Below are 17,652 nucleotides of genomic sequence, written 5' to 3'. Positions count from 1 at the left end.
GCCGAACGCGCAGTGCAGTTCGGGCGCCGCGAGGTCGATACCGAACATCTGCTTTACGAACTCGCGGGCAACGACGCCGGCGCGGCGATCCTCAAGCGCCTCGGCATTCAGCCCGACGACGTTCGCGCATTCATCGACGCCAATGCGCAAAAACGCGAAAGGACGGGCGCCCCCGAGGACGCCCGCATCGGCGTCTCGCCGCGCCTGAAAGGCGCGCTTGACCGCGCGTTTCTCGTTTCGCGCGAACTGGGCCATAGCTATGTCGCGCCCGAGCACCTGCTTTTCGGGCTCACACAGGTGCCGGAAAGCTTTGCGGGCAGTCTGCTGGGACGCTACGGTGTCACGCCCCAGAAAGTGCTGCAGCGGCTCGTGGAGGCCCAGGGCGACAAGCGCGAGCGGCCCGCCGCGAAGGCCCCGAGCGAGACGCCGCAACTCGACCAGTACAGCCGCGACCTCACCGCGCTCGCGGGCGAGGGCAGGCTCGACCCCGTGATCGGCCGTTCGAGCGAGATCGAGACAGTGGTCGAAGTGCTTGCGCGCCGGCGCAAGAACAACCCGGTGCTGATCGGCGAACCCGGTGTGGGCAAGACGGCCATCGCCGAAGGCCTCGCGCAGCGCATACTCAACGGCGACGTGCCGGAGTCGCTGCGCGGGCGGCGGCTCGTCGAGCTGAACGTCAACGGGCTGATAGCGGGCGCGAAATACCGCGGCGAATTCGAGGAGCGCGTAAAGGGTGTGATGGAGGAAATCTCGGCGCAGCGCGAGAACCTCGTGCTCTTCATCGACGAAGTCCACATGATCGTCGGGGCGGGCCAGGGCGGCGGCGAGGGCGGTCTCGATATCGCCAATGTGTTCAAGCCTGCCATGGCGCGCGGCGAGCTGAACCTGATCGGCGCGACGACGCTCTCCGAATACCAGAAGTACATCGAGAAGGACGCCGCGCTCGAGCGGCGCTTTCAGCCCGTGTTCGTGTCCGAGCCGAGCGTGGACCAGACGATCAACATCCTGCGCGGTTTGCGCGACAAGCTCGAGGTTCATCACCATGTCACCATCCGCGACGATGCGCTCGTCGCGGCCGCCGAGCTTTCGGACCGTTATGTGACGGGGCGCTTCCTGCCCGACAAGGCGATCGATCTGATCGACCAGGCCGCGGCGCGCGTGCATCTTTCGGCTACCTCGCGGCCCGCGGCGATCCTGGAGCTCGAAGCGGAGCTGGCGCAGTTGCGGCGCGAGCAGGACTACGCCGCGACCCGCAAGAACTTCGAGCGCGCCCACACGCTCGACGAGCCGATCGCGGAGAAGGAAAAGTCGCTCGCGCAGACCACGAACGAATGGAAGGAGCAACTCGGCTCGGTGACTTCGGATGTGACGACCGAGGACATCGCGGAGATCGTCTCGAAGCTCACGGGCGTGCCGGTCACGCAACTGACCGCCGAGGAACGCACGCGTCTGCTCGAAATGGAAAATAGGCTGCATGAGCGCGTGATCGGCCAGGAGCAGGCGATCGTTGCGGTGAGCGACGCGGTGCGCCGCTCGCGCGCCGGGCTGCGGCGCGGGCGCCGCCCCACGGCCGTGTTCCTGTTCCTCGGGCCGACCGGGGTGGGCAAGACCGAACTGGCGAAGGCGCTGGCCGAGGTGGTGTTCGGCGACGAGGACGCTATCGTACGCATCGACATGAGCGAGTATATGGAGCGCCATGCGGTGTCGCGCCTGATCGGCTCGCCGCCCGGCTATGTCGGCTATGACGAGGGCGGCCAGTTGACCGAGCGCGTGCGGCGCCGCCCATATTGCGTGATTCTGCTCGACGAAATCGAGAAGGCTCACTCCGATGTCTACAACGTGCTGCTGCAGGTGTTCGACGACGGGCGTCTCACCGACGGCAAGGGGCGTGTGGTCGACTTCAGCAATACGGTTGTAATCGCGACGAGCAATCTGGGCTCGGAAGTGATCTCGGGGCAGAAGCGCTCGGGGCCGGGCTTCATTCCGAGCGCCGAAGGGTCGATGCAGGGCGCGGTGATGGGCGAGCTGCGCCACCATTTCCGGCCCGAGTTCCTCAATCGCATCGACGAAATCATCGTGTTTCAGCCGCTCAGCAGTGACGAGCTGCGTGCGATCGTGCAGCTGCAGCTCGACCAGGTCCAGCGCATGGCGCGCAGCCAGGACATCGAGCTGACGTTCGACGACAGTGTGATCGATTACCTTTCCGCGAACGGCTACCGGCCGGAATTCGGCGCGCGCGAACTCAAGCGCCAGATCCAGCAGGCAGTGGAAAACGAGCTGGCGAAGGCGATGCTCAAGGGCGACGTGAAAGAAGGCGCGAAAGTGGTGTGCCGCTACGATGCGGCGACCCGGCGTATGGCGTTCGCGAACAAGGAGGCCGGTACCGGCTGATGCAGCGCTCGCGCTTCGGGACATGGCGCCCGAAGCGCGAGCACGACGTTACGCGTCGGACTGCCGACGCAATCGCGCGAAGATATGCGGCTCCCACTCACGCAAGCCGATGAGCAGGCCCGTGCCTTGCCGATGCGTGAGCGGCGCACTCGTGCAGTCGTCGTGAAGGGAAGCAAACCGGCTTTTCAGCCGCCGCAACTCCAGCGCAAGCTCCGCGCGTGCTGCCTCGGTCAGCATGCCTTGCACGAAGGCCAGCGACTCTCCGTCGCCGGTAAAACCGGCTTCCAGAAAATCGCCCAGTCCGTGCGTCATGAAGTATTGGCGAATCGGGCCGCCCGGTATCCAGTCGAAATCCCGGGCGATGCGCAGCCGGATCCGGTCGCCCGGCATCAGCGAGATCAGGCCCATGTGCTCTAGCGTGAGGAGCAATTTCAGGCATTGGGCTCGCGTGAGGCGATAGGTGCGGACGATATCGTCCGCTGTCCAGTGATTCAGGGCGCACACCGCCACCAGCAGCAGGCGCTCGTCGGAGACGAGCCTCGTTTCCTGAGACGCATCCAGCATCTGCAAAGCCGGAACCGTGGAAGCCGAAAGCTGCACGAGTTCGGAGAGCGTGAGGTCCAGCCACCCACACATCTGTTCCAGCCGTTCGATCGTGAAGCGTCCTTTTGAGAACAGCCGTTTGACCGCAGGCTCGGAAAGGCGCAGCGCCTGTGCGACGTCGCGGTAGGTGAGCTTGCGGGCACGTAGTTCACGCTTCAGGGTTTCGATCAACTGCGTGGTTTCGCTCATTTGCCGGTATAAGAAAACGATACTTGAGGCGCAAGTTTAGACGACTTCATTAACGAGACAAGCAATTTCGAAAGCCAGCGGGCACAATCCGGCGTCTCGATCGGCTACCTGCGTTTCTTTCGCTCATGAGTCAAAGCACGTCTACTCCCACAGACCGCAACGGTCACGTCGCCGGTGCGCAGTCCACTCCCAATCGGCTGCTGCGTGAACGCCGCTTCGCGCCGTTCTTCTGGACGCAGTTTTTGGGGGCGCTCAATGACAATGCATTCAAGATCGGCTTCACGTCGCTCGTCACCTACGAGGCTGCGCTGTTTCCCGGCGTGCAGGCGAAAACGGTCGCGTTCCTGATCCCCGCAATCTTCGTACTGCCATTCGTTCTGTTCTCCGCGACCTCCGGACAGATCGCAGACAAGCTCGACAAAGCGGTGCTCACCCGCTTCGTCAAATCCTTCGAAATCGTGGCAATGCTGATTGGCGGGGCCGGCTTCTGGTGGCACAGCGCGCCGATGCTTTACTTGTGCACGTTTCTGATGGGCGTGCATTCCGCGTTGTTCGGGCCGGTGAAGTACGCCTATTTGCCGCAGCATCTCGCGCAGGGCGAACTGGTGGGCGGCAATGGCCTCGTCGAAACGGGGACTTTCGTCGCCATCCTGTTCGGTACGATCGCAGGCGGGCTGGCCGCTTCCTCGTCGCACGGCCCGCTGGCGCTCGCCGGCCTGTGCATCGGCATTGCGCTGGTGGGACGGGCGGTATCACACTTCGTGCCGGTTTCGCCCGCGCCGCAGCCCGCATTGCGCATCAACTGGAACCCCGTGAGTGAGACGTGGCGCAACCTCAGGATCGCCCGCGAAGACCGCACCGTATTCCTGGGACTGCTTGGCATCTCGTGGTTGTGGTTCGTCGGCGCCACCTTCCTGTCTTCGTTTTTCAGCTACGCGAAGGATGTACTGAGCGCGAATCCTGACGTGGTGACCGTGCTGCTCGTCACGTTTTCCGCCGGAATCTGCGTGGGTTCGCTGCTTTGCGAGCGTCTCTCGCGCGGGCGCATCGAGATCGGGCTCGTGCCGCTCGGTTCGATCGGCATCAGCGTGTTTGCGATCGACCTGTATTTCGCCAGCCACGCGCTTGCGGCAAGCCCACATCTGCAGTCTCCGGGCGAATTTCTCGGCGTCCTCGCGCACTGGCGTGTGCTTGCCGATCTGTTTCTGCTCGCCGCGTTCAGTGGTCTCTACAGCGTGCCGCTCTACGCGCTGGTCCAGAGCCGTAGCCCCGAAAGCCACCGGGCGCGCATCATGGCCGCGAACAACATCCTCAATTCGCTGTTCATGATCGTCTCCGCCCTCATGGCCATCGCGCTTGGCGCTGCGGGTGTACGCATTCCCGGGCTCTTTCTCGTGACCGGCTTGCTCAATATTGCTGTTGCCGCGTACATCTACACACTGGCGCCGCAGTTCCTGCTGCGTTTCGTCGGCTGGCTGCTGGTTCAAACGGTTTACCGGGTGCGCCTTGCCGGTGTCGAACGCATTCCGGAAACAGGCGGGGCGGTGCTGGTCTGCAATCACGTGAGCTTCGTCGACGCCATCATCATCATGGCGTACAGCCCGCGCCCGATCCGCTTCGTGATGGACCACCGCATTTTCCGTTCGCCGCTTGCGGGCTGGCTCTTTCGCCACGTCAAGGCGATTCCGGTCGCGCCGGCCCACGAGGACGCAGCGTTGCTCGAACGCGCCTATTCCGCTTGCGCACAGGCGCTCGATGCGGGCGAGCTGGTCTGCATCTTTCCCGAAGGCAAGCTGACGCGCACGGGAGACATCAACCCGTTTCGCCACGGCGTCACGGAAATCCTGCGCCGCGCGCCGGCGCCCGTGATACCCATGGCGTTGCGCGGCCTGTGGGGCAGCGTATTTTCGCGCGATGCGCACGCGCGCATGCCAAGGCCGCTGCGCCGCTGGATGGCAAGCGAACTCACGCTGGTGGTCGGCGAACCGCTCCTGCCCACCGAAGCCACGCCGCAGCGCCTCCAGCAGATCGTGCAGGAATTGCGCGGCGTACATCAGTAGGGGCACGCGCTGCACGCAAACACGAACTTTCGCGCCACCGAATCGCGCACCCTGATCCGACATCGAACGACATCATGAATAAAACCTGGCTTGCCTCGTATCCCGCGGGTGTTCCCGCTGAAATCGACACGAACCGCTATCGGTCCATTACGGCGTTACTCGAAGAAAGTTTTGTTCGCCACGGCGAGAAACCCGCATTCGCCTGCATGGGCAAGTCGATCAGCTACGAAAGACTCGACGCGCTCTCGCGCAACCTCGCGGCGTGGTTCCAGTCGGCAGGGCTGCGCAAGGGCGCACGTGTCGCCATCATGATGCCCAATGTGCTCCAGTATCCCGTTGCGCTCGCAGCCATCCTGCGTGCCGGCTATGTGGTCGTCAACGTGAATCCGCTCTATACGCCGCGCGAACTGGAGCATCAACTCAAGGACAGCGGTGCCGAGGCGATCGTCCTGCTCGAGAACGTCGCAGCGACGCTGCAGACCGTCGTGCGTAACACCGCGATCAGGCACGTCGTGGTCGCGACTCTGGGTGACCTGCTCGGCGCGAAGGGCTGGCTCGTTAACTTCGCGATGCGGCACATCAGGAAAGGGGTGCCCGCATGGAGCCTGCCCGGCCATACGCCATTCAATGTTGCGCTCTCGCGCGGCGCCAAACTGCCGCTCACTCCGGTCGAGCAGCAGCCCGACGACATCGCCTTTCTTCAGTACACGGGCGGCACGACCGGCGTTTCCAAGGGAGCGGTCCTGTTGCACCGGAACCTGATCGCCAACCTGCTGCAGACGCAGGCCTGGCTCGAACCGGCACGCGCCAGGCAGCCGGGGCTCGGGCAACTCAAGACGGTCGTCGCCTTGCCGCTCTACCACGTGTTCGCACTGACTGTCTGCGGCCTGCTAACGATTCAGACCGGGGCGTTGGGCGTGCTGATTCCGGACCCGCGCGACATAGGCGGGATGATCCGGTCCTTGCGCGGCCACCGCATCACGATGTTACCCGCCGTGAACACGCTGTACAACGCATTGCTCGATCACCCGGATTTCGCGCGGCTGGACTTCTCGCAACTCTTCGGTGCGGTCGGCGGCGGCATGGCGGTGCAGGAAGCAGTGGCCCGGCGGTGGGTGGCGAAGACCGGGGTGCCGATCATCGAGGGCTATGGCCTCACGGAAACGACGGCATGTGTCACGTGCAACGCAGCCGATTCGGCGCAGTACAGCGGCACGATAGGGTTGCCGTTGCCGTCCACGGAAATCTCCATTCGCGACGATGCCGGCAATGAGGTCGAACGCGGCCAGCCGGGCGAACTGTGCATTCGTGGCCCGCAGGTGATGGCAGGCTACTGGAATCGCCCCGACGAAACAGAGAAGGTGATGACCGCCGATGGCTTCTTCAAATCGGGCGATATTGCGGTCGTGGACGAGCGCGGCTACGCGAAGATCGTCGACCGAAAGAAGGACATGATCCTGGTGTCGGGCTTCAACGTGTATCCGAACGAGATCGAGGATGTGATCGCCCAACACCCCGCTGTTTTCGAGGTCGCCGCAGTCGGGGTGCCCGACCGGCATTCGGGGGAGGCCGTGAAGATCTTCGTCGTGCGCCGTGACCCCGCGCTCACCGAATCGGAATTGTCTGCATGGTGCAAGGAGCGGTTGACGGGATACAAACGTCCCAGGGCGATCGAGTTCCGCAGCGGGCTGCCGAAAAGCAATATCGGAAAGATATTGAGACGGGAGTTGCGTGATGGTGTTGTATAAATGCCGTCCAGCCGGGCCTGGCGCTGGTGCGCGCGAACACGTTGCCCGCCTTGCCCGCGATGGTCCTGCCTTGCGCTGAAGAAGCCAATCCTAACCCGATAGTCGATTACTGAACATGAGAATACCGGTCCGATGTAAAGCTGTGCTGATCAGGTCTTCTCTCGCGATTGCCGTCGGCTGGGCGCTGGCTGCGGCTTTGCTATGCGCGAGCGGCATGCGCATTCCCTATGGCCGCGCCGACGTTGCCGTGATCTTCGGCAACGCACTGGAGCCCGACGGCAAGCCCGCACCGCTTCTTGCCGAGCGCCTCGATGTGGGAGTGGATTGCTTCCGCAAGGGAGACTGTGCGAGGTTCATCGTGAGCGGCAGCGTGGACGGTCCCGGCCTCGACGAGGCGTCTGCAATGCGTGCTTACCTGGTCGCGCGGGGCGTTCCGGAAAATCGCATAGCGGCCGACAACCTCGGCGCCAATACGTTGGCCACGGCCCACCATACGGTGGCGTACATGCGCGAAAAGCATCTCGCGAGTGTCATGCTGATCAGCCAGTACTATCACCTTGCCCGCGCGAGCCTTGCCGTCAGGCGGGTTGGCGGGAACGCCATTGCGGTGTATGCGGCGCATCCGCGGGCCTTTCATTTGCGGGACGTGTATTCGAGCTGGAGGGAGGTGCCCGCGTTCGCCATGTACAAGATTCGCCTGACGCTGGATCCGAACGCATCTCCAGTTTCCGTGCGGCCAGTCAGGAGTGTTCTGAATCTGTTCTTAATCTGTTCTGAATCTGTTGCATTGACGCGAGGCGCACATCCTGCAATCACAATTTGCCGCGCAGGGCCGCTGGCAGGCGCGAACCGGCGGTTCCGCGGCAGCGGCCGCCTGCGGTTTGTCATTCGATATGCCTCGCGCGCAGGGCAGCGTTATTGACAAGCCGATCAGGGCAGGCAAGGATTCGGTGGATTTTTTCAATGTAAAACGGGGGTAAAAATGTCTAGAAAGATTGATTTATTCAGAACAGCGAAAGAAAAGATATATTCGCCGATCATGATCGGCGTGGGGCTCATCCTGTGGATCGTCATAGTCAAACTGATCACGTCGAAATGGGATGAACCGAAAGACGGCATGATCGTTCGCATCTACGTTGCGTATGGCGTCGCGTTCTTTCTGTTTTCTCTCTACGTAGGGGCGGCTTACCGCGCGCGCGCATTTGGCAACATGATCCTGCTCGGACCGTCACAGTTTCCCGAACTCCATGCGATGGTCGTGGAAGGGGCCCGCGAGATCGGCCTCGAACAAGCGCCGAAGACGTTCCTGTATAACTCGCAGGGCGTCTTTAACGCATTCGCCCGGCGGATGCTGGGTGGCCAGTACGTATTCCTGACTTCGGCGCTTGTCGACGCCACGAGCGACGAACAGGTGCGCTTCGTGATCGGCCACGAACTTGGCCATCACGCGGCGGGGCATCTGAATCCGTGGCTCAATTTCATCAAGCTTCCCGCGAAGTTCGTGCCTTTTCTGGGCTCGGCATATTCGCGCTCGCGCGAATACACCTGTGATAGTGTCGGTGCGTATCTCGCGAATGATTTCAAGGCGTCGCGCAGCGCGCTGCAGATGCTGGGATGCGGCTGTCGCCGTCTGAACCAGTCGATGAACTGCGAAGCATTCATGGCGCAGGAGCAGCAGGTGCCGCCGATCTTCGGCTTTCTCACGGAAATTACGAATTCGCACCCGCGGCTCACGCGAAGGGTGGCTGCGATCCGGGCAGGTACGCGTGCGGGGGCGGTGCAGGGCATCTCGATCGACGAACGCGAGCCCGCCTTCCGGAGCATGTAGTAACAGGGGGGCGTCCGGGCCGGCGGTCTTTGGCGGTGAACAGGATGTCGTCCCCAACCATTATCGAAAGTTGCTTTGAGAGCAAGGTCATCAGGAGTGCGGTCGATGCGTAGTGGTGCCCGTCGTCAACAAGGAAAATGGAGCTGGGCGGCAGCAACAGTTGCTATGGCGCTCGCGATCGCCGGCAGCGCGCTGCGCGCCGACGCCGCGCGTACGGTCAGCGTGTCGCCGCAGGGCACCGTCGCCCAGGTGCGCCAGGTGGTCGTCAAGTTCGACGAGGCGATGGTACCGTTCGGCTCGCCGGGCGCCGCAGCACCCGGCCGCGTTCAGTGCAGCGAGGCGTCCGCGGGCGTGGGCCAGGGACGTTGGATCGACGAAAAGACCTGGGCGTGGGACTTCGCCGCCGATATGCCGCCGGGCGTGCGCTGCGCCGTCAACCTGAACCCGGGCCTGCAGGCTACGAGCGGCCACCCGGTGACAGGTGCGCTGCGCTACGCGTTCCAGACGGGCGGCCCGTTCGTGAAGCGCGTGCGGCCGGACTCCGGCGAGGTCGAGGAAAACCAGGCGTTCGTGCTGGAACTGAACGGACCCGCCACCGAGGCTTCGGTGCGCGAGCATATCTGGTGCGAATCGAGCGCGCTCGGCAACCGCGTGCCGGTGAAGCCGCTCGACCCGGCCACCCGCACCGCGCTCCTCAAGCGCTTCTGGCTCGACAAGGCGGCTGCGCGCGTGCTGACGCTCTCCTGCGCACAGGTGATGCCTTCCGGCACGAAGATGCAGCTCGTGTTTGGCAAGGGCGTCGCGAGCCCGAGCGGCATTGCGAACGACGTCGAGCGCCGCTTCGACTACGAAGTGCGCCAGCCGTTCGCCGCGAATTTCACGTGTGAGCGTGAGAATGCGAAGGCGCCTTGCACACCGCTGCGGCCGGTGCAGCTCCAGTTCAACGCGCCGATCGCTCGCAGCGAGGCGCAAAAAATCCGCCTCAACGGTCCCAGCGGCGCCATCGCACCCACGTTCAGCGCTGACGACAAGGACACCGAAACTTCGCAGGTGACGTTCGCGGCACCGCTGCCCGAACACGCCGACCTGACGATCAACGTACCTGCGGGCCTGAAGGACGTGAGTGGACGGCCGCTGTCGAACGCCGATCTGTTTCCACTGAAGACCACGACCGCGCCGATGCCGCCGCTCGCGAAGTTCTCGTCGGGCACGTTCGGCATCATCGAGCGCTATGCCGAACCGGACTCGCCGCCGCTCGTGCCCGTTACGCTGCGCAACGTCGAAGCCGACCTTCATGTTGCAGGCCTGAACGCGGGCAACGCGCAGTTCGCGAAGCTGCGCGTCGATGCGGACCGTGACATCCGCCAGTGGATGAAGCTCGTCGACAGCTTCGACGGCTACGACATGCCGCGCTCGCAAGGCGACAACCTGATGCCGGGCCTGCTGCAGCGCTCGAAGAACGCGATCATCGTTCGTCACGTGGAAGGCGAGGACGCGAATGCGAAAAACCCGCTCATCGACATCCGTTCGCTGTCGTTGTTGAACGGCGAACACGGCGTCGAGTCGCTCACGCTGCCGAAAGCGGACCCGAAGCAGTTGCGGCCATTCGAAGTGGTCGGCGTGCCGGTGGCCAAGCCCGGCTTCTATGTGATCGAGCTGGCGTCGCCGCGCCTCGGTGCGTCGCTGCTCGGCCGCTCGCTGCCGATGTACGTGCGCACCGCGGTGCTCGTCACGAATCTCGGCGTCCATCTGAAACGGGGCCGCGAGAATAGCGTCGTGTGGGTCACGACGCTCGACAAGGGGCAGCCGGTACCGAACGCCGACGTGCACGTGAGCGATTGCAACGGCGACGAGATCGCGTCGGGCAGGACCGACGCGCGCGGCTTGCTGACGATCGGCAAGCCGCTCGAATCGCTCAGGCGCTGCGACTATGTGCGCTTCTCCGACTTCTTCGTGTCGGCGCGCGTGAACGATCCGAAGACCGGCGCGGACATGGCGTTCGTGCGCTCTGACTGGAGCCAGGGGATCGAGTCCTGGCGCTTCAACGTGCCGACGGACATCGGCAGCGGCGAGACTGCGCGCGCGCATACCGTGTTCGACCGCACGTTGCTGCGCGCCGGCGAAACCGTCTCGATGAAGCATTTCATCCGCATCGAGACGATGCGTGGCTTCGACTTTCCGAAGCAGTATCCGACTCGCGTGACGATCCGCCATCTGGGCAGCGGCCAGACGTATCACCTGCCGCTCAAATGGGCAGTGGATCATTCCGCGGATTCGACGTTTGCCGTTCCGGCATCCGCGAAGCTCGGCGAATATAGCGTGACGCTCGACGACGGCGACCCGGCCGCGACGAGCGACGATTCCGGCAGCGGCAATGACGACGGCAGCGACGACTCCGTGCAGATGAGCTACGAGTCGGGCAGCTTCCGCGTGGAGGAATTCCGCCTGCCGGTGTTCAAGGGGACGATCGGCGTGCGCAACGAGAGGGCGCAGCCGCTCATCGCCGCAAAGTCCGCGGATGTCGCCGTGCAGATCGACTACGTGTCGGGCGGCGCGGCATCGAACCTGCCCGTGCAGGTGTCGGCGCTGCTGCGCGGCACGTCGCCGTCGTTCGCCGGGACGTATGCCGACTTCAGCTTCCAGCCGTACCAGCCGCGCAAGAGTACCAACGACGACCAGACCACGTCCGACGAGGACAACGGCAACGACATCGCGGCGGATTCCACGCCCGACAGCGACGAAGCGAAGCTGATCGCCGACAAGCTCGCGCTCACGCTCGATCGCAACGGCGCGGGCACGCTGACGCTGAAGAACCTGCCCGATGTGAAAGCGCCGAAGCAGCTCGCGCTGGAGGCGACCTTCGCCGATCCGAACGGCGAGGTGCAGACGATCAGCGGCAACGCAACGCTGTGGCCGGCCGCAGTCGTCGCCGGCGTGAAGTCCGGGCAGTGGGTATCAGTCGGCAATACGGTGCCGGTCAAGGCGCTCGCCGTCGACCTGCAGGGCAAGCCGCGCGCGGGCGTGCCGCTCGAGGTGCGCGGCATCGCGCGCATCATGACCACGACCCGCAAGCGCATGGTCGGCGGCTTCTATGCGTACGACAACCATACCGAAACGAAAGACCTCGGCACGCTGTGCAGCGGCAAGAGCGACGATCGCGGCCTGATGCTGTGCGACGCGAAGCTCAAGCAAGCCGGCAACGTCGATCTCGTCGTCACCGCGAAAGACGGCGATGGCCATGCATCGACCGCGACGACCTCCGTCTGGGTCACGCGCGAAGAAGACCTCTGGTTCGGCGGTGACAACACCGACCGCATGGACGTGCTGCCCGAGAAAACCAGCTACGAGCCAGGCGAAACCGCGCGCTTCCAGGTGCGCATGCCATTCCGTTTCGCGACCGCGCTCGTCGCGGTCGAACGCGAAGGGGTCATCGATACGCGCGTCGTGCAGTTGAACGGCAAGGATCCGACCGTCGAGCTGAAGGTCGACCCGTCGTGGGGGCCGAACGTGTACGTGTCGGTGCTCGCGCTGCGCGGCCGGATCCACGAAGTGCCCTGGTATTCGTTCTTCACGTGGGGCTGGAAGCAGCCGCTCAAGTGGGTGCGCGCGTTCTGGTACGAGGGCCGCCAGTACGAGCCGCCGACGCCGCTCGTCGACCTCTCGAAGCCCGCGTTCCGCTACGGGCTCGCGGAGATCAAGGTGGGCACCGGCGCGCACCGGCTCGCCGTTGCCGTGACGCCCGACGCGAATTCGTACACGGTGCGCGGCAAGGCGCATGTGAAGGTGCATGTCGCGATGCCGGACGGCAAGCCCGCGCCCGCGGGCACGCAGATCGCGCTCGCCGCGGTCGACGAAGCGCTGCTCGAACTGATGCCGAACCAGAGCTGGGACCTGCTCGAAGCGATGCTGCAACGCCGCGCCTATGGTGTCGAGACGGCAACGGCGCAGATGGAGATCGTCGGCAGGCGTCACTTCGGCCGCAAGGCCGTGCCCGCGGGCGGCGGAGGCGGTCACGCGTCGACGCGCGAGCTGTTCGACACGCTGCTCCTTTGGAACCCGCGCGTGACGCTCGATGCGAACGGCAACGCCGCCCTCGACGTGCCGCTGAACGACTCGCTCACGAGCTTCCGGATTGTCGCGATTGCGGCTGTCGGCAGCGGCACGTTCGGCAGCGGCAGCGCCTCGATTCGCAGCACCCAGGACCTGCAGGTGATCTCCGGTCTGCCGCCGCTCGTACGCGAAGGCGACGCGTTCCGCGCGCAGTTCACGCTGCGCAACACGACCGCGCGCACGATGCAGGTCGTCGTGACGCCGACGGTGCCGGGCCTCGCGTTGAATCCGCAAACGGTGCCGCTCGCACCCGGTGCGTCGCGCGAGATCGCGTGGAGCGTGACGGTGCCCGACGGCATCGCGGAGCTGCCCACGCCCGCGCTCACCTGGACGGTGGCCGCGGCCGAGCAGGGCGGCCCGCACGCGAGCGATGCGCTGAAAGTCGCGCAGCGCGTGATGGCGGCGATTCCGGTGACCGTGCAGCAAGCGACGCTCGTGCAGGTCGAAGGGACGCTTTCGCTGCCGGTGGCACCGCCCGCCGATGCCACGTCGATGCGGGCGGGCCCGCAGGCAGGGCAACTGCGCGGCGGCATCGCGGTGTCGCTGCAGGCGAAGCTCGCCGACGGCCTGCCCGGCGTGCGGCGCTGGTTCCTGCGTTACCCGTACAGCTGTCTCGAACAGCAGAGCTCGATCGCGATGGGTCTGCGCGACCCCGCGCGCTGGCAGTCGGTGGTCGCGAAGATGCCCGTGTATCTCGATTCGGACGGTCTCGCGAACTACTTCCCGCCGTACGACGACAGCCGCGCCACCGGCAGTGTCTCGCTGACCGCGTATCTGCTCGACATCGCCGACGAGGCTTCGAAGCTCGACAACCGCTTCGCGCTGCCGGACGACATCGCCAGCAAGCTGCAAGGTGGGCTCATCGGCTTCGTCGAAGGGCGGATCCAGCGCGACACGTGGGCGCCGCGCAAGGACCTCGATCTGCGCAAGCTCTCGGCGATCGAAGCGCTGTCGCGCTACGGCGCCGCCCAGGGCCGCATGCTCGGTTCGGTCGAGATCGCGCCGAACCAGTGGCCGACCTCGGCGGTGATCGACTACTACGGCATCCTGTCGCGCGTGAAGGACATTCCCCAGCGCGAAGACAAGCTCGCGCAGGTCGAGCAGATCCTGCGGGCGCGGCTCACGTATCAGGGCACACGCCTCACGTTCTCGACCGAGGCGGGCGACGACCTGTGGTGGCTGATGGAAGGACCGCAGACGAATGCGGCGCGGCTTGCGCTCACGTTCGTCGAATCGCCGGCCTGGAAGGACGAGATGCCGCGTCTCGTCGCGGGGCTGCTCGCGCTGCAGCAGCGCGGCGCGTGGGACACGACGACGGCGAACGTGTGGGGATCGCTCGCGGTCGAGCGCTTCTCGCAGGTGTTCGAGAGCACACCGGTGACGGGCCGCACGAACCTGCAGCTGGGCGCGATCGAGCGCGCGATCAACTGGTCGGCGAACGCGCCGGTCGCGGCATCCGCTACGCCGGCGACGCAAAGCGCGAGCGCGCGCAGCTCGCTGCTGCCGTGGCCCGATGCGAAGACGCAGCCGGGTGCGGCATCGACGCTCACGCTCACGCAGGACGGCACCGGCAAGCCCTGGGCGACGATCGAGAGTCTCGCGGCGGTCGCGCTGAAGGCGCCGTTCGCGGCCGGCTACCGGATCTCGAAGAGCGTGACGCCGGTCGATGCCGCCGTGAAGGGCGTCTTTACGCGCGGCGACATCGTGCGCGTGCATCTCGACATCGATGCGCAAAGCGACATGACGTGGGTCGTCGTCAACGATCCGGTGCCGGCCGGCGCGACGATTCTCGGCTCGGGGCTCGGCCGCGATTCGGGCGCTGCGACGAACGGCGAGAAAACGCCGCAGGGTGCATGGCCCGTGTTCATCGAGCGCGGCTTCGACGGCTATCGTGCGTACTACGACTTCCTGCCGAAGGGTCGTTTCTCGATCGAGTACACGGTGCGGCTCAACAACGTCGGCACGTTCGGCCTGCCGCCGACGCGCGTCGAGGCGCTGTATGCGCCGTCCGCATTCGGCGTACTGCCGAATGCGTCCATCACGGTGCAGCCGGTCGCGGCGGCGGGCAGCGCGGTGAAGTGAGCCGTACCAACAGCGCGAGCGAAACATGATGCGCCCCTTGCAGCGATCCATGAAGCGTCCCACCGCGCCGCGCCGCGCGCGCGGTGCGGCCGTGCTGCTCACGGCAACGGTTGCCTTTGGGCTTGCGCTGCCGTCGCCCGCGTTCGCGCTGCCTTCGTTCGACGAGGTTCGCACGCAGTGGCGCAGCTCCGACTGGCTGCTGCTCGCAAGCGACGGCGAAGTGATCGAACGCACGCGTGTCGATCGCAGCGAGCGGCGCGGCGAATGGGTCGCGCTCGCGGATGTGTCGCCTGCGCTGCGAGAGGCGATCGTCGTGTCGGAGGACAAGCGCTTCTACGAGCACAGCGGCGTCGATTGGCGCGGCGCGGCGGGCGCTGCATGGGGCAATCTGTGGAACTCGCGCACGCGAGGTGCTTCGACCGTGACGATGCAACTGACCGGCCTGCTCGGCGACGACGTGCAACGCTCCGGACAACGTTCGTTCACGCAGAAGGCCGGACAGGCCGTCAGCGCGCTTTGGCTCGAGCGCTCGTGGCGCAAGGACCAGATCCTCGAGGCCTATCTGAACCTCGTGCCGTTCCGGGGCGAAACGGTCGGACTCTCCGCGCTCTCGCTCACGCTGTTCGGCAAGGCGCCGTCCGGCCTCAACGATCGCGAAGCCGCGGTGGCGGCGGCGCTCGTGCGCTCGCCGAATGCGTCGGCGGGGAAGGTCAGCTCGCGTGCTTGCCGGATCCTGCGCGATATGCACGCCGCGGGCGATTGCCGCAATCTCGATGCATTCGTGCAACTCGCGTTCGTGCGGCCCGCTCCCGCGCAGCTCACCACCGACATCGCCGGCGAAACGCTCGCGCCGCACTTCGCGCGCCGTGTTGCTGCCGAAGTGCATCCGGTCGCCGGGCAGCGCGTGCGCTCGACACTCGATGCGCGCCTGCAGCGCTTCGCGCGCGAAACGTTGACGCGCACGCTCATGGAATTGAACGCGCGCGCGCATCCGCGCAACGTGCAGGACGGCGCAGTCGTCGTGCTCGACAACGCCACAGGCAACGTGCTTGCATGGGTCGGCTCGTCGGGCGCGCTCTCGGGGGCGCGCGAAGTCGACGCGGTGCTCGCGCTGCGCCAGGCCGGCTCGACGCTAAAGCCGTTCCTCTACGCGCAGGCCATCGACGAGCGTCGCCTCACCACGGTCTCGCTCCTCAACGACGCACCACTGGACCTGCCGGCGGGCGGCGGACTCTACATTCCGCAGAACTACGACAAGGACTTCAAGGGCTGGGTCAGCGCGCGCACGGCGCTGGGTTCGTCGCTGAACGTGCCCGCCGTGCGCACGCTCGTGATGGTGACGCCGCACCGCTTCGCGCGCACGCTGACGGCGCTCGGCTTGCCGCTCACCCGCGACGGCGACTACTACGGCTACAGCCTCGCGCTCGGCAGCGCCGACGTCACGCTGCTGTCGCTGACCAATGCGTACCGCGCGCTCGCCAACGGCGGGCTCGCGCGCCCGACGTACGACCTGCCGCTGGGCGGCGCCGCGATGCCGGGCTCGCCCACGGCTTCCGGCCGCGGCGGTGCCGCATCCGGAGCGGCGCAGGGCGGCACTCGCGTGTTCAGCGCCGACACGGCGTTCATCGTGGCGAGCGTTCTGTCGGACAACAACGCGCGCACGCGCACGTTCGGCTTCGACAGTCCGCTCGCCACGCGCTTTTACTCGGCCGTGAAGACCGGCACGAGCAAGGACATGCGCGACAACTGGACGGTCGGCTTCACGTCGCGCTACACCGTCGGGGTCTGGGTCGGCAATGCGGACGGCTCACCGATGTGGGACGTGTCGGGCGTGACGGGCGCGGCGCCCGTGTGGGCCGCGATCGTCGGCTATCTTCACCAGCAGCTGCCGAGCCGGCCGCCGCCTCTGCCCGCGGGCGTCGTGCGAACGCACGTCGTATTCGAAAATGCCGTCGAGCCTGCGCGCGACGACTGGTTCCTCGCCGGCACGCAGACCTCGACCGTCGCGCTTGCCGCCGACGCGGGCAGCGCCCGCGCGGCCCCGTCGGCGCACGGATCGCCGCGTATCGCGTCGCCCGCCGACGGCACCATCTTCGCGCTCGATCCCGACATTCCGGCGAGCCGTCAGCGCATTGGCTTCGAGCGGGCGAGTGGCAGTCCGCCGCAAAGCACATGGCGCCTCGATGGCAAGCCGCTCGGGCACCTCGAGCGCATCGCGTGGCTGCCCTGGCCCGGCCGGCACACGCTCGAACTGCTCGATCCGCAGGGCAACGTCGCCGACTCCGTGCGCTTTGAGGTGCGAGGGGCGACGGTGCGCAACGCCGCTGGTGATGCGCAGGCGTCGGCTGCGGCGCCTGCGCGTCGGGCAGCGCGGCCATAGATGTTTGCGCTTTCGCGACAAGCCTGGTCAGATTTTTGTCGCAGTGTTTGTTGCTTTGGCCTTTCGTTGTTTTCGTGTCGGTATGCATGCGTTGCCCCTGTGCGGGGCAATACTTTCAACTTAACAGGCTGCTGAAGTACCGGCGGTAACGTCATCGCGGAAGGCCCCTGAAGCGTTGATGGAAGGCCACCCACTCGCCCCCTGGAGATCATGCGCGGCGCCGACACATTCACCGAGAGTTTATTTTCCATGCGCAAGCTG

Annotated in this window: 8 protein-coding genes; 7 read left to right on the top strand and 1 reads right to left on the bottom strand. The window is 65.6% G+C overall.

Features of this window, described 5'->3' with window-relative positions:
- On the top strand, window positions 1-2,391 hold a 2,391-nt coding region (locus VMJ11_RS21170; protein WP_325621437.1), incomplete at its 5' end, for an ATP-dependent Clp protease ATP-binding subunit.
- Window positions 2,392-2,439: 48 nt separating this feature from the next.
- Here VMJ11_RS21170 and VMJ11_RS21165 read toward each other — a convergent pair.
- Window positions 2,440-3,183 carry a helix-turn-helix transcriptional regulator gene (locus VMJ11_RS21165; protein ID WP_325621435.1) on the bottom strand — a complete coding sequence of 248 codons (744 nt, stop codon included), beginning with the start codon at window positions 3,181-3,183 and terminating at the stop codon, window positions 2,440-2,442.
- Window positions 3,184-3,308: 125 nt separating this feature from the next.
- Here VMJ11_RS21165 and VMJ11_RS21160 point away from each other — a divergent pair, with 125 nt between their 5' ends.
- The 6 genes from VMJ11_RS21160 (at window position 3,309) to pbpC (ending at window position 17,391) form a co-directional block, all read left to right on the top strand.
- A complete protein-coding gene (locus tag VMJ11_RS21160) occupies window positions 3,309-5,243 on the top strand; it encodes an MFS transporter (protein WP_325621433.1) in 1,935 nt (644 codons plus the stop codon).
- A 74-nt stretch (window positions 5,244-5,317) separates the two neighbouring features.
- Window positions 5,318-6,991: a long-chain-fatty-acid--CoA ligase gene (locus tag VMJ11_RS21155; protein ID WP_325621431.1), complete on the top strand. Its 1,674-nt coding sequence runs from the start codon at window positions 5,318-5,320 to the stop codon at window positions 6,989-6,991.
- A gap of 115 nt (window positions 6,992-7,106) precedes the next feature.
- Complete coding sequence (locus VMJ11_RS21150) at window positions 7,107-7,913, top strand: YdcF family protein (RefSeq protein ID WP_325621429.1); 807 nt, start codon at window positions 7,107-7,109, stop codon at window positions 7,911-7,913.
- A 117-nt stretch (window positions 7,914-8,030) separates the two neighbouring features.
- On the top strand, window positions 8,031-8,819 hold the full coding sequence (locus tag VMJ11_RS21145) for a M48 family metallopeptidase (protein WP_325621428.1): 789 nt from the start codon (window positions 8,031-8,033) through the stop codon (window positions 8,817-8,819).
- Window positions 8,820-8,924: 105 nt separating this feature from the next.
- On the top strand, window positions 8,925-15,011 hold the full coding sequence (locus VMJ11_RS21140) for an alpha-2-macroglobulin family protein (RefSeq protein WP_414694440.1): 6,087 nt from the start codon (window positions 8,925-8,927) through the stop codon (window positions 15,009-15,011).
- Window positions 15,012-15,060: 49 nt separating this feature from the next.
- On the top strand, window positions 15,061-17,391 hold the full coding sequence (pbpC, locus tag VMJ11_RS21135; RefSeq protein ID WP_325621423.1) for a penicillin-binding protein 1C: 2,331 nt from the start codon (window positions 15,061-15,063) through the stop codon (window positions 17,389-17,391).
- The last annotated feature ends 261 nt before the right edge of the window (window positions 17,392-17,652 follow it).

Origin of the sequence: Paraburkholderia sp. (assembly GCF_035501035.1) — a bacterium.
Lineage (GTDB): Bacteria > Pseudomonadota > Gammaproteobacteria > Burkholderiales > Burkholderiaceae > Paraburkholderia.
Note: the sequence above shows the minus strand (reverse complement) of the source record. Positions and strands in the feature narration are given on the sequence as shown.

Coding starts and splice junctions, on each gene's coding strand:
- VMJ11_RS21165 (WP_325621435.1), bottom strand. CDS start 3,183: ATGAGCGAAACCACGCAGTTGATCGAAACCCTGAAGCGTGAACTACGT.
- VMJ11_RS21160 (WP_325621433.1), top strand. CDS start 3,309: ATGAGTCAAAGCACGTCTACTCCCACAGACCGCAACGGTCACGTCGCC.
- VMJ11_RS21155 (WP_325621431.1), top strand. CDS start 5,318: ATGAATAAAACCTGGCTTGCCTCGTATCCCGCGGGTGTTCCCGCTGAA.
- VMJ11_RS21150 (WP_325621429.1), top strand. CDS start 7,107: ATGAGAATACCGGTCCGATGTAAAGCTGTGCTGATCAGGTCTTCTCTC.
- VMJ11_RS21145 (WP_325621428.1), top strand. CDS start 8,031: ATGATCGGCGTGGGGCTCATCCTGTGGATCGTCATAGTCAAACTGATC.
- VMJ11_RS21140 (WP_414694440.1), top strand. CDS start 8,925: ATGCGTAGTGGTGCCCGTCGTCAACAAGGAAAATGGAGCTGGGCGGCA.
- pbpC (WP_325621423.1), top strand. CDS start 15,061: ATGAAGCGTCCCACCGCGCCGCGCCGCGCGCGCGGTGCGGCCGTGCTG.